This window comes from Halostella sp. PRR32, assembly GCF_034808085.1.
Lineage (GTDB): Archaea > Halobacteriota > Halobacteria > Halobacteriales > Natronoarchaeaceae > Halostella > Halostella pelagica.
The window spans coordinates 427,299-448,591 of the sequence record NZ_JAXHGL010000001.1; the positions used below are offsets into that span (position 1 = coordinate 427,299).

General features: G+C 63.1%; 25 protein-coding genes. 13 read left to right on the forward strand and 12 right to left on the reverse strand.

Translation table 11 applies throughout. From position 1 onward, the window contains the following. Positions 1-18: 18 nt before the first annotated feature. Together SM753_RS02325 and SM753_RS02330 are read right to left on the reverse strand one after the other, a co-directional pair. Positions 19-648: a fibrillarin-like rRNA/tRNA 2'-O-methyltransferase gene (locus SM753_RS02325; RefSeq protein ID WP_323190380.1), complete on the reverse strand. Its 630-nt coding sequence runs from the start codon at positions 646-648 to the stop codon at positions 19-21. Then, positions 645-1,496 (reverse strand): NOP5/NOP56 family protein, encoded by an 852-nt coding sequence (locus SM753_RS02330; protein ID WP_323190381.1) that lies wholly within the window; start codon positions 1,494-1,496, stop codon positions 645-647. The genes SM753_RS02325 and SM753_RS02330 overlap by 4 nt, the downstream gene beginning before the upstream one ends. A gap of 103 nt (positions 1,497-1,599) precedes the next feature. Between SM753_RS02330 and SM753_RS02335 the strand changes: the two genes are divergently transcribed. The 3 genes from SM753_RS02335 (at position 1,600) to SM753_RS02345 (ending at position 3,485) form a co-directional block, all read left to right on the forward strand. Beyond that, positions 1,600-2,208: a hypothetical protein gene (locus SM753_RS02335; RefSeq protein WP_323190382.1), complete on the forward strand. Its 609-nt coding sequence runs from the start codon at positions 1,600-1,602 to the stop codon at positions 2,206-2,208. Positions 2,209-2,381: 173 nt separating this feature from the next. Beyond that, positions 2,382-3,269: a hypothetical protein gene (locus SM753_RS02340; RefSeq protein WP_323190383.1), complete on the forward strand. Its 888-nt coding sequence runs from the start codon at positions 2,382-2,384 to the stop codon at positions 3,267-3,269. Positions 3,270-3,338: 69 nt separating this feature from the next. Next, positions 3,339-3,485, forward strand: a complete 147-nt coding sequence (locus SM753_RS02345; RefSeq protein ID WP_168192967.1) for a hypothetical protein — start codon at positions 3,339-3,341, stop codon at positions 3,483-3,485. A gap of 137 nt (positions 3,486-3,622) precedes the next feature. Here the strand turns inward: SM753_RS02345 and SM753_RS02350 are convergent, their stop codons facing one another. Continuing rightward, positions 3,623-4,468 (reverse strand): Phenylacetic acid catabolic protein, encoded by an 846-nt coding sequence (locus SM753_RS02350; protein ID WP_323190384.1) that lies wholly within the window; start codon positions 4,466-4,468, stop codon positions 3,623-3,625. Between the two features lie 449 nt (positions 4,469-4,917). Further along, positions 4,918-5,301, reverse strand: coding sequence for a PaaI family thioesterase (locus tag SM753_RS02355; protein WP_135534486.1), 384 nt, complete (start codon positions 5,299-5,301; stop codon positions 4,918-4,920). Between the two features lie 51 nt (positions 5,302-5,352). Between SM753_RS02355 and SM753_RS02360 the strand changes: the two genes are divergently transcribed. Both SM753_RS02360 and SM753_RS02365 read left to right on the forward strand, forming a co-directional pair. After that, a complete protein-coding gene (locus SM753_RS02360) occupies positions 5,353-6,117 on the forward strand; it encodes an enoyl-CoA hydratase-related protein (protein ID WP_323190385.1) in 765 nt (254 codons plus the stop codon). Between the two features lie 94 nt (positions 6,118-6,211). Further along, entirely contained in the window at positions 6,212-6,448 is a 237-nt protein-coding gene (locus SM753_RS02365; RefSeq protein WP_135534488.1) for a CopG family ribbon-helix-helix protein, read from the forward strand. A gap of 13 nt (positions 6,449-6,461) precedes the next feature. Here SM753_RS02365 and SM753_RS02370 read toward each other — a convergent pair whose 3' ends face one another. Continuing rightward, positions 6,462-7,334 carry an amidohydrolase family protein gene (locus tag SM753_RS02370; protein WP_323190386.1) on the reverse strand — a complete coding sequence of 291 codons (873 nt, stop codon included), beginning with the start codon at positions 7,332-7,334 and terminating at the stop codon, positions 6,462-6,464. 322 nt (positions 7,335-7,656) lie between these two features. Between SM753_RS02370 and SM753_RS02375 the strand changes: the two genes are divergently transcribed. After that, positions 7,657-9,249, forward strand: coding sequence for a hypothetical protein (locus SM753_RS02375; RefSeq protein ID WP_323190387.1), 1,593 nt, complete (start codon positions 7,657-7,659; stop codon positions 9,247-9,249). A 40-nt stretch (positions 9,250-9,289) separates the two neighbouring features. After that, a complete protein-coding gene (locus SM753_RS02380; RefSeq protein ID WP_323190388.1) occupies positions 9,290-9,847 on the forward strand; it encodes a DUF2391 domain-containing protein in 558 nt (185 codons plus the stop codon). Here the strand turns inward: SM753_RS02380 and SM753_RS02385 are convergent. Together SM753_RS02385 and cysS are read right to left on the reverse strand one after the other, a co-directional pair. Further along, positions 9,844-10,488, reverse strand: a complete 645-nt coding sequence (locus tag SM753_RS02385) for a DUF6517 family protein (RefSeq protein WP_323190389.1) — start codon at positions 10,486-10,488, stop codon at positions 9,844-9,846. The two genes, SM753_RS02380 and SM753_RS02385, sit on opposite strands and share 4 nt — an antisense overlap. Before the next feature lie 45 nt (positions 10,489-10,533). Further along, positions 10,534-12,018 carry a cysteine--tRNA ligase gene (gene cysS / locus SM753_RS02390; protein WP_323190390.1) on the reverse strand — a complete coding sequence of 495 codons (1,485 nt, stop codon included), beginning with the start codon at positions 12,016-12,018 and terminating at the stop codon, positions 10,534-10,536. Between the two features lie 166 nt (positions 12,019-12,184). Between cysS and SM753_RS02395 the strand changes: the two genes are divergently transcribed. After that, positions 12,185-13,390 carry a plastocyanin/azurin family copper-binding protein gene (locus tag SM753_RS02395; protein ID WP_323190391.1) on the forward strand — a complete coding sequence of 402 codons (1,206 nt, stop codon included), beginning with the start codon at positions 12,185-12,187 and terminating at the stop codon, positions 13,388-13,390. 459 nt (positions 13,391-13,849) lie between these two features. On the opposite strand, the gene SM753_RS02400 is transcribed toward SM753_RS02395, so the two are convergent. Continuing rightward, positions 13,850-14,344, reverse strand: coding sequence for a hypothetical protein (locus SM753_RS02400; protein WP_323190392.1), 495 nt, complete (start codon positions 14,342-14,344; stop codon positions 13,850-13,852). Positions 14,345-14,480: 136 nt separating this feature from the next. Between SM753_RS02400 and SM753_RS02405 the strand changes: the two genes are divergently transcribed. The 3 genes from SM753_RS02405 to SM753_RS02415 all read left to right on the forward strand — a co-directional run bounded on the left by SM753_RS02405 (position 14,481) and on the right by SM753_RS02415 (position 16,129). After that, complete coding sequence (locus tag SM753_RS02405; protein ID WP_323190393.1) at positions 14,481-15,353, forward strand: CbiX/SirB N-terminal domain-containing protein; 873 nt, start codon at positions 14,481-14,483, stop codon at positions 15,351-15,353. Positions 15,354-15,449: 96 nt separating this feature from the next. Continuing rightward, entirely contained in the window at positions 15,450-15,815 is a 366-nt protein-coding gene (locus SM753_RS02410) for a helix-turn-helix domain-containing protein (protein ID WP_135534498.1), read from the forward strand. Between the two features lie 2 nt (positions 15,816-15,817). Next, positions 15,818-16,129, forward strand: coding sequence for a hypothetical protein (locus SM753_RS02415; RefSeq protein WP_323190394.1), 312 nt, complete (start codon positions 15,818-15,820; stop codon positions 16,127-16,129). Here the strand turns inward: SM753_RS02415 and SM753_RS02420 are convergent. Both SM753_RS02420 and SM753_RS02425 read right to left on the reverse strand, forming a co-directional pair. After that, a complete protein-coding gene (locus tag SM753_RS02420; RefSeq protein ID WP_323190395.1) occupies positions 16,078-17,367 on the reverse strand; it encodes a hypothetical protein in 1,290 nt (429 codons plus the stop codon). The two genes, SM753_RS02415 and SM753_RS02420, sit on opposite strands and share 52 nt — an antisense overlap. A 155-nt stretch (positions 17,368-17,522) precedes the next feature. After that, positions 17,523-18,674: a DUF4367 domain-containing protein gene (locus SM753_RS02425; protein ID WP_323190396.1), complete on the reverse strand. Its 1,152-nt coding sequence runs from the start codon at positions 18,672-18,674 to the stop codon at positions 17,523-17,525. Between the two features lie 162 nt (positions 18,675-18,836). Here SM753_RS02425 and SM753_RS02430 point away from each other — a divergent pair, with 162 nt between their 5' ends. Further along, a complete protein-coding gene (locus SM753_RS02430; protein ID WP_135534502.1) occupies positions 18,837-19,910 on the forward strand; it encodes a DR2241 family protein in 1,074 nt (357 codons plus the stop codon). Positions 19,911-19,978: 68 nt separating this feature from the next. On the opposite strand, the gene SM753_RS02435 is transcribed toward SM753_RS02430, so the two are convergent. Continuing rightward, complete coding sequence (locus tag SM753_RS02435) at positions 19,979-20,566, reverse strand: hypothetical protein (RefSeq protein ID WP_323190397.1); 588 nt, start codon at positions 20,564-20,566, stop codon at positions 19,979-19,981. A gap of 33 nt (positions 20,567-20,599) precedes the next feature. After that, the gene (locus SM753_RS02440) at positions 20,600-20,794 is read right to left on the reverse strand and encodes a methytransferase partner Trm112 (RefSeq protein WP_135534504.1); all 195 of its coding nucleotides are present in this window, start codon (positions 20,792-20,794) and stop codon (positions 20,600-20,602) included. 108 nt (positions 20,795-20,902) lie between these two features. Here SM753_RS02440 and SM753_RS02445 point away from each other — a divergent pair, with 108 nt between their 5' ends. Next, entirely contained in the window at positions 20,903-21,268 is a 366-nt protein-coding gene (locus SM753_RS02445) for a group 1 truncated hemoglobin (RefSeq protein WP_323190398.1), read from the forward strand. Positions 21,269-21,293: the final 25 nt, after the last annotated feature.

Consider the following 21,293-nt stretch of genomic DNA (forward strand, 5'->3'; position numbering starts at 1 on the left):
GCTCGCCCGACAGAGGGTCTACCGCGGCCGCGCGACGACGGCGAGATGGTCGTCGTGGAACGGTTCCAGCCGCTCCGTTTCGAGCAGTTCGTACGTCTCTTCCAGTTCGGAGAGGACACTGTCGAAGACGCTGTCCGGGTCCCTGGTGACGTCCTCGCTGCGCGCCTTGACTGCGGCGATCAGTCGGCCGTCGTCGGCGAGGAACCGTCGGTTTTCGGCTGCGACGCGGGCCTGCCCGCGCGTCGCAACGTCTTGCACGATAGCGTCCAGTTCGTTCTCGACGACGTGCGCGTAGGTCTCCGGCTTCCGGGCGTCCTTAAGCAGCGGAAACAGGCGGTCGCGGTCGCGCGCGACATCTAACAGGTCCCGCACCGGCCGCGCAGCGAACTCCACGGCGTACGTCGGCCCGGCGAAGTCGGCGACGTGGCTGACGGTCGTCCCGCTCGCTGCGCCCAGATAGAGGACTGCATCGCCGTCCGACAGTCCCGTTTCCATACCGTTCTCGAACATCGCACCGAGTTTCGACCGGCGGGCGTCCCACAGCCGCCACTCCCCGTCGGTTGGCTCGCCGTAGACGGGCGCGCCGCGGGTCGCGAGCCGTTCGGCCCCGTCGATAGTCCGCCGGGCGACGCCGTCGGGACGGCTCATTCGCCGTCACCCCGCGAGCGGATGGACGCGATTCTGTCGTCCAGTTCGTCGTCCAGTTCCGGTTTGCGCTCGCCCGAGTAGTGGTCGACGCGGGCGGCGATAGTCAGTTTCCCGGCGAGCGCACGCGATGCGGACCCGCGCTGGTCGGGAGCGGTGTTGCGGACGTACTCGTGCGTGTAGATGATCCCGTGTTTCGGCGAACTCGCCTGCCCGCGGAGGTGCGCGAACAGCGCGTCCTCGGCACCGAGAACCTGAACGGTGCCACTCGGCATCTTAGCGAGCGACCCCAGGCCGCCCGCGAGTGCGATGAGACGCGCGGAAAGCACCGGGCCGGCCATCGCAGCCAGGTTCGGCGCGACGATGCTCGCCTGTTGCTGGACGAACGTCCGGAGTTCGTCGCGCTCGTCGGCCAGCGACGCCACCCGTCGAGCGAGGTCGACGACCCGTCGCTCGGTGGGGCCGTCAGGGTCACTCTCCGCGAGCGTCCGTGCGTACTCGACGCCGGTCCCAGCATCGTCGAACAGCGTGCCCGCCCACTCCGCGACGCGCTCCGCCAGTTCGTTTGCCGTCCGCTCGCAGTCGTCCATGGCTCGAACCGCGTGTGCGAGCTGGCGGTCGTCGGCCCGCTCGGCCTCCTCGACGGCCGCTGCCGTCGCCGCGAGCGTCGCCTCGCGGAGCCGGTCGTAGTAGTCGTCTTCGCCGTCGGCGAAGCCGGCCTCGACCGCTTGCACCGGCCAATTCCGGGGCGCGGCCGCGCTACCATCGCGTATTCCAGTGGCGGCTCCCTCCACGTCGCCGGGATCTACGCTCTCGAACCATCCCGCCCCGGAGGGGGTCCTATCGTTCATACTCACCCGTTAGACGCCGGCCTTGTATATGCGTTCTCGATACGGCGGTTCGGTAATCGGACTAGAATCTCTAAATCACTGTACACCGAGCCCCCTATATTGCATGCCGAAATCAACGTTACAAACACTGACCGGGAATTCACCAGCTACCACTACTACGCGGCGTCGTCTACTCAAAGGAACGCTGGGCGTTGGGGCTACCGTCGCCGCTCTCCCGGCCCTGAGCGGCGTCGCGGCAGCGCACTTTCCACACGAACTCAGTATCGATATCCAACCGCAGAACGCGGATAACTTCATAGACCTACACACCCACGAGTCCGTCTCCGTTGCCGTCCACCCCGTCGAGTTCCTGAATGAGGACGGCGAACGGAAAACGTTCGACCCGACAGACGAACCCGTACGCTATCGCTTCGGGTCGCGGTTCACGGTGAAAGACGGCGACGGAGCGCGCCCGATGGACGGCGGGACGGTCACTCAGGTCGAGAGCGGACACGGTGACGGTCACGACGCGCTCGTACTGGAGTTCCCGGTCGACGAAACCGGACTCGACGGCGAGGAAGAAACTGCGTGGCTGTACTGGGAGCGCGACGAGTCCGGAGAACACGGCTACTCGGGCGTCGACTCCGTGAGAGTCTACGGATCGGAGTCATCCGAACAGAACCTCCGTGGCCTTCTCGGACGGTTGTTGAACGCACGGGCGACCGGCGAGTGACTGTCGACTAACTGGTTTCTCGTCGCGATTTGTACGACTGCCGGGTCTGTCACCGCTCGGCGTAACGTGACGGAAGCGGTCGACCCAGTTCGGTCGGCTGATAAGATCATACCCACCAGACACATCACGGACGCGACGAGTTTTATGTTCCCACAGGCGAACCGTGAGATACAGTGGGAGTTCCAAGTGACCGTGGCGCGCTAAAAATCGCCTCAGTGTATGCGCTACTCGGCGTACTGTGGGTGACGATGTCCGACATCGTCGTCGTTCAGTTAGTCCCTCAGCCGGAGTCGGCGGTCCGCTTTCAGATCCTCAAGGGGGGCGTTTTCGTCGCCGTTTCCGCGGCGTCGATCTACTTCCTGACGGCCAGAAGTTTCGAATCGCTACACGAGTCAAAGGCGGACCTCGAACGCTCCACGAAGCAGGCACAGATCCTGCGGCGGGTACTCCGACACAACGTCTGCAACGCGACCAACGTGATCCACGGCCGCGCGGAGATGATCGTCGACGAAGTCGACGACACGCAGGCGCAAGTGCACGCGGAGGCGATGCTCGAAACCGCGGAGGACCTCCTGCAATTGACCGAGGAAACCCGTCTCCTCCGGCGAGTGATGAACGATCCGGACCGCCCGAACACGCCTGTCGACGTGGACGAACTGGTATGCAACTGCGTCGAAGAACTGGCTTCCGACTACCCGACGGCAACGATCGCCACGGAACTCGCCGGCGACTCCCGGGCGTTAGCTGACGAGTACGTCGATGTCGCCATAGAGAACGTGGTCGAATTACCGCTGCGGTACACGACGGCGTCGTCTCCGTCGGTACGGGTCGTGACCGAGCACGATGGAAACGACGTGGTCATCCGCGTGACGAGCGACCAGATGTCCGTGCCCGAAACCGAACGCACAGCGCTGGAGGACACGCCTGAGACCCCGATCTCTCACGCCGAAGGTCTGGGACTCCGCGTCGCGCAGGCGGTCGTCGCCCGTTCGGACGGCGATCTATCTATCGTCGACGAGGGCGAGAAGACTGTCGTTCAGGTGACGTTGCCCCAGGTCTGACGGGCCGACAGGTCAGTCTGTCGCCGAGACACGCTTTTATACCCGGCGGCACGGACAATCAGGTAGCGAATGGAAGCGAACAACGACCCCCCTGCAAACCAGGAGGAAGACAGATACTGCGCGTACGAGACTGAGGACGACCGCTTCGTGGTGTACGACGCGGACAACGACGAGGCGTGGATTCACTCGTCGGAAACGGTTGCGGTCGAACGATAGATCCGACCGCTTCGTACGGAACTATTCGTATTTCTCGAACGGCTTTCCGAAGACGGTACACGTGTGGAAACGGACGGAGCGTCGGCTACTTCGGAAGCTTGTGCACTTCGTCGCGGTAGTGTGTCCGGCCAGTCCCGTTAGATGTCGTCCGGGTCCTCGACGATGCGATTGGCTTCCACTCGTTCCCGTTCCCGGTACGCCCGGCGCATCTCGTCGTGGAGGCCGTCCCAGTCGTCAGTGTGATTCTGGGCCCGCCCGCCGACGTCTGACAGGCCGTTCGCGGGAGCAGTTCCCGCTTCGATAGGGAGCCGGAGGCCGTTCGATTCGAGGAACGGTTCGACCGTCGCGAGCCACTCCATGTGAACATCGTCGAGTCCCCTCCGGCGTACGCCCAGGTCGACGATGTCGGTTTCGACGTTCTCGTCGACCGGTTCGAACAGCGTCAGCGCGTGCGGGAACAGGCGGTCGACGGCGTTTTGCAGACGCTCGCGGCCGCGCTCGCCCTCGGCGAGTCGTTCGAGGCAACTGCGGGCACGCTTGCGGTGGTACTCTTCCTCGCCGCGAACCTTCTCCAGGCGGTCGGCGATCGGCGGATAGGTCGAACTCTCCAGCGATGCCAACCGCAGGTCCTCGGCGACGTCGTAGAAGTAGCTCCGCACTACCGCGCCGGCCCAGTTCCCGTCGGCGAGCCGTAGCTCCGGGAGCGTTGAGTGACGGAACTCGCCGGGGTCGCGTTCGTAAATGAGAGACAGTTCCGAGTGTCCGAAGTCCTGTAACAGGTCGTACCAGAGGCGTGCGTGGCTGAATTCGTCTTGAGCGATAGTGGCAAGCGCCAGGCCTGACCTGAGAGAGGGCGCGCGGGCCTCCCACTGGAAGTATCGCTCCGCGAGGACGAGTTCGTCGTCAGCCAGGCGGAACAGCAGGTGTTCGACTGCGGTTCGTTCCCGGTCGGAAAGGTCGTCTGGGTCGAGTGTGGATGTCATGGGCCATCAAATAGCTGTCATACCGTCTCCGCGGCCACCGGTCGACGAGCGATAGGTGTTCGGTTCGGGGGTTGGCAGGTGAGCGGTCGCACCGGAGGCACGCCCACGACCAGACCGATAGAGGGGGATCTGTCTCGTCCGCGGGGTCGCCTCGGACCGAACCCGAGTTCGGGTACTGTACAGGCCGGATCTCCGGAGGGCGACCCGTTCTCCGATCGCGTCTTCGTCCATGTTCGTCCGTTATAGTTACTCGCCCATACTAATTACCTTGTCCATGTCTGTTTTTAAATACAGATACCGGATGAATCATCTCGGCAACGAGTGGTCCGAGGGCGAATCGTCGCCTCGTTCATCTCTCTCGTCCCGCGATGGGCGTCGCTACTCATTCGGTCGGCGTTTCTCGAACGCTCTCAGCGAGAGCAAAGGAACTCTTCGAACAGTGGGTCGTCTCAGCCCGTTTTGTACACGCCGCGAGCGTCAGCGACGACAGTACCGTCCTCCGCGATCACGTCAACGTCGACGACGCCAACGTCGCTCCCGCAACGCACTACGTCGGCCTCCGCCCGCAGGTCCCCGGTCCCGGCTTTGAGATAGTCGATCCGCATGTCGATTGTCGGCACAGGTTGGTCCACGACTGAGACGAGCGCCGCGCCCCCGACGGTGTCAGCGAGCGTGAACGTGACGCCGCCGTGGGCCATCTCGCGGTCGGCGTTCCACGAGAGGTCTTCACGCATTTCGACGCGCCCCTCGGCGTGGCCGTCGTCGACCTCGGTCACTTCGACGCCGAGCAGTTCTGCAAACGGCATCTCCTCGAAGAAAGACTCTACGTCCATGCGGCGGGCTACACAAAGTAACTAATTAAACCCTCAGGATATAGGTCAGGTATGCACGTATCTGACGAGGACGGCGTCCGGACCGTGACGTTCGACCGCCCCGATTCGCGCAACGCGATGACGAGAGAGATAGCGAGCGACCTGGCAGACCGGATCGAGGACGTGTCACACGAGACGTTCGACGCCCTCGTGTTGACCGGTGAGGGCGAGGCGTTCTGCGCCGGCGGCGACATCGAGTCGATGGCGGAACGCGAGATGTCGACCCGCGAGGCGTACGAAGAGGTCCGAGCGACGTTCGGTCGAGTCGTCGAAGCGGCGCTGACGGCGGACGTACCGATCGTCGCGAAGGTAAACGGCGACGCCGTCGGCGCGGGCCTCGCTCTCGCCGCCGTCTCTGATTTCGCGTACGGCGTGGAGTCAGCGTCGTTCGGATGCGCGTTCGTCCATGTCGGACTTATTCCGGACACGGGCGGGACGTTTCTCCTCCCGCAGTTGATCGGACTTCGCGCGGCGAAGCAACTCGCGTTCACCGGCGAGACGTTCTCCGCGGACGCCGCCGCCGAACTCGGCCTGATAAACGAGTCGGTGGCCGACGACGCCATCGACGGGGTAGTCGAGGAACTGCTGTCGACGCTCGCGAACCGGCCAACGCAAACGATCGGCCTGACGAAGCAGGCGCTCCACGAGAACGCGGGGCGACACTGGCGGGAGGCGCTCGACTACGAGAACCATCTTCAGGCGCAGGCGTACGACACGCCGGCCCACGAGGAGGGCGTCGACGCGTTCCTGGAGGGGCGTCCGCCCGAATTCGACTGAAGGGAAGTCGGCCCGGGGTCACGCGACGCGGTTGGTCGCGTCCCAAACACGTCGGCAAAGGGTTCATGTCCGTGGGGGAAATAGCCACCCTACGATGCCTCGCATAGAAGTGACGCTACCGGACGACGTGGAAGTCCAGCTCGATCAGATGGTCGACCAGGGGAAGTTCGTCAACCGCGAGGAGGCGATAGAGGAACTGCTGTCGCTCGGGATCAAGGAACACCAGACGGTCGCGGAAACCGAAGAGCGTGGCGAAGTCGGCTTCGAGGAGGAGATGATGGCGACGGACGAACGGTCGATCGGCGATGACGACGACGGGTACGCCTTCTAACCGGCCAGGAATACTACAGGCCGAGGAACCGCTCCGCGTTCTCCCAGAGGATCTTTCGTTGAACGTCTTCGGGGAGGTCCAGTTCCGCGAACTGCTCCAGCCACGGCCCGGGATCGATCATCGGGTAGTCAGTTCCGAACATCACCTTGTCCGATAGGAGCGTCTTCGCGTAGTGGATCACCTGGTCGTCGATGTACCGCGGCATCCACCCGGAAAGGTCCATATAGACGTTGCCCTTCTGCTGGCAGATGGCCAGTTGTTCTTTCTCCCACGGGAACGCCGGATGCGCGATGAGTATCTGCAGGTCCGGGTGTTCGGCGGCGAGGTCGTCTATCAACATCGGATTGCCGTACTTGATCTTGAGGCCGCGTCCGCCCGGGCTACACGCGCCGAGCGTCGAGTTGCCGCCGTGGAACACGACGGGGACTCCCAGATCCTCGATGGTGGAGAACAGTTCCTCGTGGGCCGGGTCGCTCGGGTCGAACCCCTGTGCGATCTGCTGGAACTTGAACCCGGAGAGGTCGAGGTCTTCGACCGCGCGGCGGGCCTCTTCGGCGCAGTCGTCTTTCAGCGGGTCCACGCCCGCGAACCCGACGAAGAAGTCGTCGTACTCGTCGCGGACCTCGGCGACGTAGTCGTTCGGTACTGGCGGGTTACCCGTATTGGTCTCGGCGTCCCATCCCAGGAGAACCGCGTTGCCGACGCCCGCCTCCTCGTACTCCGCGACCATCTCGTCGTAACCGTGAGTCTCTAGATCCGTTCCGAAACGGTCGGCGGCGTCGCGCATCATCTGTCCGCCCGCGTCGTGGAGGAACTCGGACGTCGGCTGATGGGTGTGCGTATCGATAGCACGAGCGTCGTCCGCGAGTAGGTCCGGCAGCGTCATAGGTGTCTCAACGGCGGTCCCCCCGAAAAATCCCCCCGGTTAGCACTGACCCCGAACTGACGAGACGACCTGTCGCAACTCCGACCGGGGGTGGGCGATGAAACCGCGGACCGTCGATGAAGATGCCGTTTTCGGACGCGTATCCGCCGCTCGGGAGCCACGAGAGGTCGAACACCGGCATAAATTCGGGCTGAGGGGTGACAGAGATACAAGGGGAAGTTTATTTACATATAACAGCGTATCATTCGAAGAATGAAACATCCACACAGAGGAATGAAACGCTCTCCGGAGCGAATGGAACTGCTCCGAGGAGGGGTGTGTCGTGTTCGACCGCGATAACCGGCGCGGACAGTCCGCCGTGATCGCGGTCGTGTTGCTGTTCGGCCTCGCGGCAACCGTCACCGTCGGGATTCTCTTCGTCACGACCGGAGCGGTTAGCGATTCGAAACAGACCGCCGAAACCGAACGCGTCGAACAGGCGTTTCTTCACCTCGACAGCGAAGTCGACGCCGTCTCGCGGAGCGAGACCAACGTGTCCCGCTCCGTCGATATGGACCTCTCTGGGTCCGAAGGTGCCGTTCGACAGTCCGGGACCGGCCGCATCGTCGTCAATACGTCCGGTAGTTCAGACCCCGTAGTCGACCAGCCACTCGGCGCTATCGTCTACGAACAGGACGGGACGACGTTTGCGTATCAGGCCGGTGCGGTCTGGCGTAACGAGGGCAACGAGACACAGGTCATCTCCCGACCCGACCTCAACTATCGGACAAACGGCTCGAACGTCGACCACACGCTGTCGCTCCCTATCACGAGTTTCGAGGGTGACCAACACCTCACTGGCGGGGAAGTCACCGTCACCAAGCAGGAGACCGTGTCACCGCTTTCGGACATCTCGCTGGTCGAGGGAGAGGTAGTTACCGTCAACATCACCAGCCCGTACTACACCGGCTGGGCCGAATATTTCCGCGAGAACGTCGACGATTCGGCCATCCGAGAGCTAGACCACGACGAGAACCGCGTCATCGTCGTACTCGGACAGCGTGAGATCGACGGTAACTTCGATACGGGACTGGTGGCCTCAGGCGATGTCACCGTCGGTAATCGGGGTAATCCGGACGTGACGACCGAGATATCCGCCGGAGGTACCGTCGTCGGAAAAGGCAACGTCGACTGCGACGCTGGAACGGGTACCGACTGCGTTACGGAAGGCGATTCGATGGAAATGATGGCGCTCGACGGCGTCATCAAACAACGGATGCGGTCAGTCCAGAACAACAGCACTGTCGTAACGTCGCTCCCGCCGAACAACGAACTCGACGAGGGGACGTACTATCTCGACGACGATCTCCATCTGAGTAGTCAGGACCTCGAAGTCGACGTGGGGACCGGAAACGTCACCTTGTTCGTCAACGGGAGCGTCGCTCTCGACGGCCAGGCCATCCGCGTGGTCAACGATACGGGGACCGACACGGCCCTGAGAGTGTACATGACCGGCGATATGGCCGTCTCCAACGGCGGAGGTGGAGCGTACGTCGACAGCGGTAATCCGGGTCGGTTGCAGATCTACGGCACCTCCCAGATGCACTTCGCGCTCGGCCAGGGTGATTTCACCGGAAGCGTCTATGCGCCGCGGAACACGCCGGCGACCGGGACGAACGAGGCAGCGGACAGATACGCGTCTTCGGCCACATCGTCCTGTCAGACCGGTATCGACGTCTGCCTGGCGACAGGCGGTGGAAGCGTCACGGGATCGATCATCGCGGGACCGATGGAGGTCGCGAACATCGGCGAGTTCGAATACGACGACCGCCTGGAAAACGTCGAACCGACTCTCCCGACCGCCGGAGTCGTTCCGCCGCCGATCACGTACCTCCACGCATCGGTCCACAAAGTCGAGATAGAGAACTCAGCCTGACCGTCCGCGGGTTTTTGCCGGCCGCATCCGAGAACAGGGTATGGACGGGGAACCGAGCCCAGATATCGACGATTTACTCGACGAACTCGAAGACCTCGAGGAGTCCGTCGACTCGACATCGGAACGGGAACAGGTCCGCGAGACGATGCGAATGGCCAGGCGGGTCGACACCGGTTCCGGGGTCTTCGGCAACGTTATCAAGGGGTTCGACCGCGGCGACGCCGCGGAGGCGCTCGTCGGAAGCGTCGTGTTCGGCATCCCCATGCTGGTCGAGGGCGGAACGCTGGAAGTGGGCGAGTTCATCGCCACCCATCCGGCCTACCTCGCGGGAACGCTTACCTTCGGAGTCGCGATAGTCATCGGGATACTGTACGTCGCAGATATTCAGGACGTCCGGGTGCACGAACCGCTGTTCGGGCTGATACCGCGCCGGCTGGTCGGCGTTGTCGGGATCGCTTCGGTCACGGCGGTAGTGGCAATGACCGCGTGGGGCCGCGTCGATTGGTCGGACCCGCACGTCGCAGCTTCGCAAGTGACTGTCTGTTTCGTGGCGATGGCTATCGGTGGTGCCCTCGGGGATATCCTGCCCGGGAGCTAGTGTTCGATTCCGGTTATGTTCGTGTACGTCTCCGGCTCTTCGTCGACCATCTGCGGGTAGACGGCGATGGGAATGACGATGTCTCCGTCGTGGTCTGTCTGCCCGACGTGAATATACACGGGGACTTCGGTACCGTCGAGGTCGGCGCTGCCTTCGAATTTCGTTATGTCGACGGTGGAGCCGAGGAGTTCGGTTTCGCGGGTTCCGACCTCGTCGCCGACAGTGAGACCTTCGTACTTCCCCTGTGCCTGTTCGATGAGTTCCTTGTTGTCCATTTCGCCGACCGGATTGAGCGTTTTGCCCAGTATCTCGACTTCCGGCGTGGAAAAGGCGATGAACACCGCGGCGCGTTTCTCCTGGCCGAGGAATTCGACGGTTTTCTCGTACTGGCTGATGTAGTTGACCGCGACGATGTCGCGCTCCTGTCCCCCACCCTCCACAGTTCGTTCGATCCGCATCTCCTCGGACTCCGATTCGCTTGCCTGTTCGTAGCCCGTCTCGCCGCTCGCCTCGGCACTGATGGTTGCGGGCGACGCTTCGAACTTCTGGGCTTCGTCACCCAAGATGAATCCGAGACAGCCCGTTCCGGCGACGATAGCACCGCTCACCAACCCACCGAATGCTCGTCGTGTAAGAGTCATGGACTGGTGTTCCGGGTCAGAACATATAAGGTTCGTGGCCTGTTCTCAACGCCGGAACGTCGGTCCGTCGTCGCTGTCTTCGACAGTAACGCCGAGGCGTTCTAGTTCGTTCCGCAGATCGTCGGCGCGCTCGTAGTTGCCGGCCGCGCGTTCGCGTTCGCGCAGGTCCAACACGAGTTCGATGGCTTCGTCGGCGAGGCGGGCGTCACCGTCGGCCGCCTCAGCGCCGAACGCGAGACCGAGTACGTCTCGCCCGAACTCGTCAAACGTCTCGATCGCCGCGTTGAGACTCCCGTAGTCGTATCGGTCGTGTTCGTCGACGTGGCGGTGGACTGCCGAGGCCAGTTCGAGGAGTGCGGACAGCGCCTCGCGGGTGTTGAAATCGTCGTTCATCGCCGCGGGGAACGCGTCTCGGGTCTCGGCGACGGCGTCGCGGAGGTCGTCGTCGACTACCTTGGTCCGAGCGTCTGCGCTGTCGGCGGCGGCGGCGGCCCTGTCGTACGCCCGGTCGAGGCGCTCCCAGCGCTCGCGGGCCTCGTTCAGAGTCGCTTCGGAGAATGTGGCGCGGTTGTGGTACGCCGTCGAGAGCAGGAACGTTCGGACCACGTTCGCACCCTCCTCGGAAACGAGGGTCTCGACGGTTGCGAAGTTCCCCAGCGATGACGACATCTTCTCTCCGCTGGTCTCTAACAGTCGGACGTGGACCCAGTAGCGGGAGAACTGCTCGCCCGTGGCGGCCTCGCTCTGCGCTATCTCGTTTTCGTTGTGCGGGAACACGAGGTCCTGCCCGGCGACGTGGATGTCGATAGTGTCGTCAAGATGCGTCGTCGACATGGCCGAGCACTCGATGTGCCAGCCTGGACGGCCCTCGCCCCACGGCGACTCCCACGTCTCGGCAGTCTCGACGGCTTCGTCGGCCGGTCCGGCATCGTCGTGTCGATGCTCCGCGATGTCGCTCTCGGCGACGCCGTTGGCCTTCCAGAGTGCGAAGTCGGCCGGGTTTCGCTTCTCGGTCCGGTCGCCTTCGTCGCCTTGGGACTCCATCTCCGAGATGTCCTGATTCGAGAGCTTTCCGTAGTCGGGGTACTCGCTCACGTCGAAGTAGACCGAGCCGTTCGACTCGTAGGCGTAGCCCTTCTCGACGAGCGTCTCCACCATATCGATAATTTCCGGGACGTGCTCGGAGACTCGCGGGTAGACAGTCGCCCGTTTCAGGTTCAGCGAGCGCATGTCCTGCAGAGTCTCGTCGACGTAGTTCTCGGCGACATCGGCCTCGCTGTCGCCGTCTTCGCCGACGCGAGCCACTATCTTCTCGTTGATGTCGGTGAAGTTCTCCACGTGGCGAACCTCGTACCCCTCGTGTTCGAGCCATCGGTGGATAACGTCAGTGTGCGTCCACGCCCGGGCGTGGCCGAGATGGGCCGGGTCGGAAACCGTCAGGCCACAGAGATAGAGGAGAACGGAGTCCGGGTCCTGTGGCTCGAACGGTTCCTTCTCGCCGGTGAGCGTGTTCGTCACGTGTACCGTCATTGCCCGCCACTACTTCCCCGCTCCCTTTGAAATCGTCGGAACCGCTTTGCGGCGTCGAAACCGGCGGTAATCCCGCGTTGTGTCTCGGAACACACCCATTGAGAGAGAGAACTGTAAACAACTGTCTCTCGGATTTATTCTCGTAACGGTAGCAGTCCCGGTGGCAATGACTCGAAGCGACTGGAACGGTGCGTCGCGGCGTGACGTACTCAAGTATGCGGCAAGCACCGGCGCTGTCGCCGGGATCGGTGGCGTGACAGCAGCACAGAGTAACGCGTACCGTCAGCAGGGGTCGTACGAACTGCTCGGGGTCGTCGACGGCTGGGAAGGCCAGTCGCCGGAAGAGATAGCCGGCGAGACGAACCCGACGCTCCAGTTCGTCGTCGGACAGACCTACACGCTCACCTGGGAGAACGGCGACGGAGCCCAACACAGTCTGGTCATCGAGGACGCGGACGGGAACGAACTCGAATCGACCGATACGGTGAGCGAGGAGGGCGAAACGGCGTCTCTCGAATTCACCGCGAGCGAGGAGATGGCCGAGTACTACTGTAGCTTCCACCCGACCTCAATGCGCGGAAGCATCGAAAGTTCGTCGGACGGGGGCGACGCCAGTCAAGCTACCGGACAGATACGTCCCGCGTTCGGTTTCCCGGCGCTCTCCGACGACGTCGAACCGCCGGTCGAACCCGACAGAGAGGTCGAACTCTACACAGAAATGCGGGAGGACCGCCCGAACCCCGAGTTCTTTTTCGACCCGACCGGCGTGTACGTGGAACCCGGCGACACGGTGCGGTTCTCGTTAGTTTCGCCGTTCCACAACGTAATGGCCTATCATCCCGGGTTCGGACAGACTCGGCGCGTGCCGGAGGACGTTCCGCCCATCTCCTCGCCGCTGTTCGCCGAGGGCGCGTACTGGCTCTACACGTTCGACGAACCGGGCGTGTACGACCTCTACTGCGGTCCGCACGAGTTCCTCGGCATGGTCGTCCGCGTCGTTGCGGGCGAAGCGTCGGGCCCCGGTGCCGAGGAAGTTCCGGAGCCGGCGTTCTCCGCCAGTCAGGACGCCGGAGAGGGCGTTCCCGCAAACGTAACGGCCGAGAACGCGACAGTCGGCGCGAACGAAACCGCTGGCGGCCAGGCGGACAACGCGTCGGCCGGGAACGAAACGGCGGGCAACGCAACTGCGGACAACGAGACAGCGGGTGACGGCCAACCGTCGGAGGACCAGGAACTGTCGCCGCCGTCGGGCCTTGCAGCGACTGTCCTTCGCGACGACGCTCTCGACCCGGAGAACATCATCGAACAGGAGACGGTCAGTTGGGACGACATCGCCGACGAGAGCAAGGAGATCCCGGGGGGAAGTTCGTAACGTTCCAGTTTTCGTCCGCTAAGCCTCGCTTACTCGTTTCTCCCGTGCCGAAGCCGTCGATTATGGCCCCGCTATTGCCGCTATTTCGAAGTTTCGCCTTCTCACCGGTACTCATTCAAACGCGGCTCGTAGCGATCTATTACCGGACTAAGAACGCGTTTCCGAAGCAGAGACCCCAGTAACCCATGTGAAACGGTTCTAAAGCGTGTTCTACGTTTATCTCCATACCATGACGACGCTGATAGACACTGAGTACAGACGCTCACAGCTACCGAGCCGGCTGACGACGCTCTTCGCGGGCCACGCCCGCAAATCGGGTGTAGCCGCGCTGGCTGTCCTCTTGGTTCTCATCTTCGCTGGACTGCCGGCCGCGGCCACCGGTAGCGATGTGACGAACGAAACGACGGCGGAACGTCAGGATGACGGTCTCACTGAGACGACCGACGACCAACTCGACGATCAGCGATCCCGGTTCGGGACGGCCTCCAGCGTGCCTTCCACCGTTCTGACGGCGTCTGCACCCGAACGACGGTCCACGACGACCAGTAGCACGTCGCCCGCGGTCCCCGCCGCTTCGACGGTGACGCCTGCCGTCGACAGTTGCCGAAGCACCGCTGCGAGCGCCGCGGCGTCGACATCACCTGTCGCTAACACGCCCTGAAGTGATCCCCCTGTCGGCGCGAGGGCGGTGTCGCCGACGACGAACAACGCGTCGCCGTGGTCGGCGACCTCGCCGAGACCGCCCTCCATCGTCACGCGAGCCTCGCGCTCGGCCGTTTCGTACGGCGGTAACTCGTCTGCGAACCGACGGAGCGCGGTCGCCACGGCATCGACATCGCCCTCCACGTCGAGAAACCGGGCGACTGCCGTGTAGTTCGCCACGCCGGCCCTGAGTGCGTCGACGAGAAACGGTCGGTCGGCGACGGCCTCGCGCGTTCGAGCAGCGAGTGACATGAGCCTGTCACGCCGCTCCGAAGGGATAAAACCGACCCCTGTTTGGGTTCGAGGTACGGTACCGTCACCCTGGGATCCGCTGTATGCTGACGGCCCTGGCGAAGTCCCTAAGTTGCTTTGCCCCTTCGATAGACGTATGCAAGCGCTGGTTATCGTGGCACACGGCTCTCACCTGAATCCGGACTCCAGCACGCCGACCTACCGTCACGCGGACACCGTCTGCGAGACGGACGCCTTCGACGAGGTCGTCACCGGGTTCTGGAAGGAACAGCCCCACTTCAGGGAAGTGCTGCGGACGGTCGAGAGCGACGAAGTGTACGTCGTACCGCTGTTCGTCAGTGAAGGGTACTTCACGGAGGAAGTCATCCCGCGGGAACTCCGCGTCGACGACGACGTCGGCCTGGACGACCCCAACCCCGGATGGGAACCGCGAAGCGGCACGCCGGACGACGTCGACAAGACCGTCCACTACTGCGGGCCGGTCGGAACTCACGACGCCATGAGCGATGTCATCGTCCAGCGAGCGGAGAGCGTCACCGGCGACGCGGACCTCAGTGACGGCGTCGGACTGGCCGTGGTCGGCCACGGCACGGAACGCAACGAGAACAGCGCCAAGGCCATCGAGTACCACGCCGACCGCATCAGCGAGCGCGGCGAGTTCGACGAAGTCGAGGCCCTGTTCATGGACGAAGAGCCCGAAGTCGACGACGTGACCGACTTCTTCTCCTCGCCCGACATCGTCGTGGTACCGCTGTTTATCGCGGACGGCTACCACACGCAGGAGGACATTCCCGAGGACATGGGGCTTACTGACGACTACAGAACCGGATGGGAGACGCCTGCTACAGTCGACGGGCACCGCATCTGGTACTCCGGTGCGGTCGGGACGGAGGACCTCATGGCGGACGTGATTCTGGAGCGGGCAGCCGAGGCCGGCGCTGACATCGGCGATGCCGTCGAAACCGTCCGCGACCTGACGGGCGGCACAAAACCGTTAGCAGACGACTGACTGGACATTCGAGCGCTGTGCGGCCCGGTTGCTCCGGTTTTTCTCGCTCGGAAAGTACTCGGGGAATTTAAAACGGAACTGGCCGTTGCTCGACACGTGAGTGAGGATCGGGAACTCGATGACGTGCTCGATCTCATCAGTGACGAGTACGCTCGTTCGATCCTCGCGGAGACCAGTGTGGAACCAATGTCAGCCAAAAGGCTCAGTGACCGCTGCGACGCGTCTCTCCCGACGATATACCGACGTATCGAACGGTTAAAGCAGCACGAACTCATCGAGGAACAGACCAGAGTTGATCCGGACGGCGGCCACCACAAGGTGTTCTCCGCCACGCTGTCGTCTGTGTCGATAGAACTCGAAGACGGAGCGTACGAGGCGCGGATAGAACGCACGGAACGCGCTCCGGCGCTCGACGCCGACGACACGGCTGACCGACTGACGTACATGTGGGAGAACCTCTGACTATGTCACTCGCAACGTCCCCAATCCAGTGGGCCATCCTGGCCGCTTCGTTCGCCTCGACAGTCGTCGGACTGTACGTCGCCTATCAGGCGTACCGCGGCTACCGCCGCCACCAGAGTCGGCCGATGCAGTATCTCTCGCTCGGCCTCGTCATTCTGATGGGTGTCACCTTCGCTTCGGCGTTCGTTGGCTCCTTGTTGCTCCGCGGCGGGGTCGTTCCGAACGACTACCGGCCGGGCTTTACCCTGCTCGTCAGACTGCTTCAACTTCTCGGCGTTGCGTTCATCGCGTACTCGTTGTCGCTGCGTGCCTGATCGGTCGCCCGCTCACAGTCGACCGAGGCGGTGACACCGAGAACGGCCGACCGGCTGGCGTTTCGTCCGGTGACGCTGTACCGCCGTCCCCCACACTCCCAGACCGCTATCCGGACCGACCCGAACTCGGTGTACTGTACCGTCCGTCCGTCGACCGACACGCGTTCGGCGTCGCTGACTCCGCTCGACGTAGTCCGATTCATCTTCGTGACGGTGAGTTCAGACGGCCCGTTAGTGTAGCTGATCGAAACCGAGCGATAGGCTCCGCTCAACCGACGGAACGTTTCGGGTTCGAATCCGGACGGCGGGTCAGGGTCGGGAACAGTCATTTCAGCCGCCTCCGCGAGTGCCTCTCTGGAGTCGTACGTCGTCGTTTCCGGGAACGACTGCTCGGTGACAGTCACGTTCTCCGGCGGATCGAACTCGAACGTTGACTCGTCGAACCCCGGATCGAACGTGACGTTCGAGTACGTCACCCGGGTTTCGTAGCGGTCGCCGTTCATCCACCAGCGCTGGTGGTACTTCAGCGGGAAATACCGCTCCGCGTCGATCCACAGCGTCTGTGTCATGTTCGTCATTCCGAGGCTTGACCCGTTACCCGCCGCCAGCGTACCGTTAATCCGGACGACGTGTGTTTTCCGCTCGTCGACCGTTCCGGTCCCGAGGTAGGTCACCTCGTAATCCGTTTCGTCCGCTGCGGGAGTTTCGATCGACGCCGTCGTCGACTGGGGCGACGATACGACTGGCAACGGTGAGACGCCCCGATCCGTATCGTCCGTGTCGTCTGCCTCCGCCGCTCCGCGTTGTTCGTTGATCCGCGCGAAGATATCGTTTAGTTGGTCCTGCGTTCTCGAGGACCGTTCCATCTGCTCCGGGAGTTCCTGCCGGATCGCTTCGCCCGCGTCACGGTCGTACAGCCACATGACCGAACCGTTGGTGTATATCTCGGTCTCGTTCCTGCTATCGTCGACGGTTCGCTGGTAGAGTTGCTGAGTCCCGGGCCGCTCCTTCGTGACCATCACCGACTGCTCGGAGGTGTTCGGACCCTCGAACTCGGAGGTGACGGTTGCGGCGACGCCGTCTATCTGTGCGTACTTCTCCGAGGCGTTCTCTCCTATCGGCTTCGTCTCCGACGCGCCGGTGTCGCCGCCGAACGCGACGAACACGCCCGCAGAGATCAGGAAAACGGCGAAGATACCCACGATGGCCCGCTGGAGGGGGGACTCTATGAACGGCATATAGTTCGGATGAACAGGGAGACGAAGCAAAAATCCTTGCATCTCGGCGAGAGAACAAGTTCGAAACGAGAGAAAGAAGGGCGTGGCGGAGGGGAAAGCGTCAGCGAGAGTGCCGGCCCGGGTGGCGGCGGCAGGGAGCTATCGGTTCGGCGGTCTCAGTGACAGCCGATGGACTCGGCTATATCGACCAGTCCCGCCTCGTCGAACGGGCCGTGCACGGAGTAGGTTTTGCCGTCGCAGGACCACGTGACGAGCCCTCTGTCGTCGAAGTCAGTGTACCGAGCTTCGTTGCCGTCGATGGTGACGTTCTCGGCGCTACCGTCCGCCGTTTCGTAGGTGGTGTTTATCGCCGTAACGGAGAGTTGTCGGTCCCCGTTGGTGTAGGTGATAGACACCGATTCGGTAGTCCCCTCGACGATCCGTCCGGATTCGAACTCGTACCCTGTGGGAACGTCCGGTGCCGGAACCGACAGGTTCGACTCTCCCGTCATGGCCTCGCGGGAGTCGTAGGTCGAGGTGTCGGGCGTGCTGTACTCTTCCCACTCAACGTCTTCCGGGAGGTCATCGAACGTAAACGTCGTGTCCGGGATCGTCGGGTTCAGGCTGACGTTCTCGTACTCGATGGTGGTCGTCGTGTTGAGTGCGGAGGTCGAACTGGTGGTCTCGACCCGTTTGGGGAAGTACGTCTCGGCGTCGAGCCATGCGGTCATCTCAGCCTCTGCGTTCATCGTACCGTTCGGAACGAGGGTAACGCGGTACGTCCGCTCGCCGTCGATTTGCTCGGTCGCCTCGTACTCGACGGACGCCTCCCGGAGACTGCCGACGATAGTCAATCCGGCCGCGGATCCGCCGTTAAATTCGCGGTCGTACACCGTCACCTTCTGCTCGTCGGCGTCGTACATCGCCATCCTGCTCTCGTTGAGAAGGGACACGTCGCCGGCACGGGACTCCGGAGCGAGCGTTTGACTCCGCATCTCGCCCGACTCCGGGCGGAGCCACACCTTCGTCGCGGCCTTAGTCTCGTCGCCGTCGAAGACGACCGTCATCCGCTGGGTCATCGTCAGGCTCTCTATCTCCGACATCCGCTCGTTGAGCGTGTCGGTCAGTTCCTCGTCGCTCGGGGGTGCGTTGTCGTCGCTGTCGTCAGTATCGTCGTCGGACTGTTCTTCCGGAAGATCTGTGGGCTCAGCAGTCGTCTGGTCCGCGTCCCCGCTGCCGGGAGCGACGGTGCCCAAACAACCGCTGAGCACTAACATGCCGACCAGCATTAGGGCCGGGACGGAGGACCGAAGTGAGTCGGAAACCATTGCATTTCTTCCGTGTCTCCGTATCTACATAAATGGGTCAGCGCTCTCTCCCTATCGGAAAGGCGGGGAAAAATTTATATACTTCATCTGTTCAAAACGGTGAGACGGCGCTTCCGTGGTCGAATAGCCGGGCTTATGCCGTCCCTGTCCTACGACGTACGTATGCAAGCCGAGCAGATCGAGGCGCTCCGCGAAGCGGCGTCCGACGGGATCGCCCTGGACGGCCTCGAAGCCGAGTACGACGGCGACGTGTACCGGTTTGCGGTCCCGGACGACGAGCGGACCGGCCTCTCGGAGTCGGCGTTCGTTCAGGCGGCCGAAGACGCCCCCGCCTACGTCACGAACTGGTACTTCTGGGCGCAGATCGCTCCGACCCACAGCGCCCGACGCGCGTTTCTTCGGTGGCTCGAATGGTCCGACGCCGGTGACGTTCCGACGCGGTACGACGAACTCGCTGCCGGCGTCAGTCGGACCTGGGGCGAACTCGAACTTACGGTGACACTCGGCGACGACGGCCGCCGAGCGTACGACGTTCGCCACGAGAACGACGCCGGCGCGCCGGTCACGGACCTTCGGACGTACGAAGACCCGACCGATGCGCGCGAACTCGTCAAGTACGACCGAAAAGAGCGATACCGACCCCTGAAGACCGCCCCGTCGCTCCGCGACGGGTGGGTGTTCCCCGATCTCACTGCGCCGGAACTGGTCGAAACCGTTGGCGTCGTCTATCCGGCGACGATACCGAACTGGCACCGAGAGCGTGAAGGCGAACTCGACATCTCCCACTGGCGCGAGACGGCGGAGCGACAGACCGGCATCTACGACATCGTCGACGAACTCGACCCCGAGGCGGTCGACCGGATCGCCGCAACCTGTTGTGTCGACTCGCAGTGTCTCAAACGCCGAGAGTGGGAGTTCGACGAGGACCGCGAACTCGATGCCGACGGCGGAGACGGGCAGTTCCCCTGTCGCGAGCCGTGTTCGCTCGTCGTCGCCGCCGCGCGCAAGTGGACCACGCTGGAACGCGAGGAATCGCGCACCTACGAGTTCGACCTCACCCCGAGCGAGAAAGAGCAGATAGAGGACGTGATCGACGCCGTCGCCGACGGCAGGACCGACGATATCCGCGAGGCGGACGTGTACGAGGGAGCGAACCGCTATCGCACCCGCTACCTGCGGGAGAAGCTATTCGACGAGGAGGGACGACTCTGCGGCGTGCCGACCGAGGAAGAGTAGCTCCATCCCTGATCTCGTTCTGGACCGTCCGTAACCGTCTCGCCGTCGCACTGCTTTACGACGAACGTTCAGCCGCGAACCAGAATCGCACCCGCTGCGAAGACACCGACGAGTACGACAGCAAGTCCGAACAGGGCGAACATGGCGTCGACGACAGTCGCGGCGAGCAACGCCACGAACAGGGCGACGCCCGCCAGCGCGACGACTGGCGCACTCTTCGCAAGCGGTGTCGGCAGGAGCGAACGAGCGTCCGTCTGTCGGTCCACATCCGTGTCGGCGGTTCCGCCCGGCTCGGCGAGCGTTTCGTCGATGTCGACGGCATCGACGCTGTTCTCGGCTTCCCTGGCGGTCACGTCGACGTACGCGGTCTCCGCGCCGTAGCCCGTGACGATCTTCAGCTTGCCGCTGGCCGGGAGCGCGCCGTCCACGACGTCGAGAGCGACTCTCCTGACCGTCTCCGTTTCGACGAAGTGATTGGTCGCCTCGAGCGTCGCTCCGCGTTCCAGCCCCTCCATGAGATTGAGGTGAACGTGGACCGCGCGGCCGTGGTTCACCAGTTCGATGTCGAACGCCCCCGCCGTCTCGAACGACCGCGTTTCCACTGTGATGGCGTGGAGAGTCTCGTCATTCACGTGGACCGACAGCGTCCGGGGCACGGCTACTTCGTCGGACCCCGGGAGCAAAAACCTTCAGGCTGGGGCCTCGTCTCGCATGTCCGGCGGAAGGAGGTTGGGGATCCCGTCCTCGATGGGGTAACTCTCCCCGCATTCCGTACAGACGAGTTTCCCAGACATGATCTCGCCGTCATCTCGCTCCTCGTCTTGCAGTTCGAGGTCGTGTTTGTCCATCGGGCAACAGAGTATGTCCATGAGTGATTCTTTCACGACGAACTCACCTGATAGTCGACACCACGGCTCCCCCGGCAAAAAACGTGCCGGGTCGTCCCCGTGCTGACACAAGCTATTTACTTTGCTCACTGCGTGTGAAACTATATGCCCGGAGACGAGTCACTGTACCACGAAATCGGCGGTGAGGAAGCGATCGGAGCAGTCGTCGACGAGTTTTACGACCGCGTCCTCGCCGACGAGAAACTGGCTGGGTACTTCTCGGAGGCGAATCTCGACGAACTCAGGTCGCACCAGACCGCGTTCATCTCCGCGGTGACTGGCGGACCGGTCGAGTACGACGGTGACGACATGCGCGACGCGCACGCTCACCTCGACCTGACGAACGACGATTTCCGGCGGGTCGCCGGTCACCTGCGGGAGAGCCTGGAATCGTTCGACGTTCAACCGGAACACGTCGACGCGATACTCTCCGAAGTGGCGGCTCTCGAATCCGATATCGTCGCGAAGTAGGCGGCCGTCGGAGAGAGCGACGACG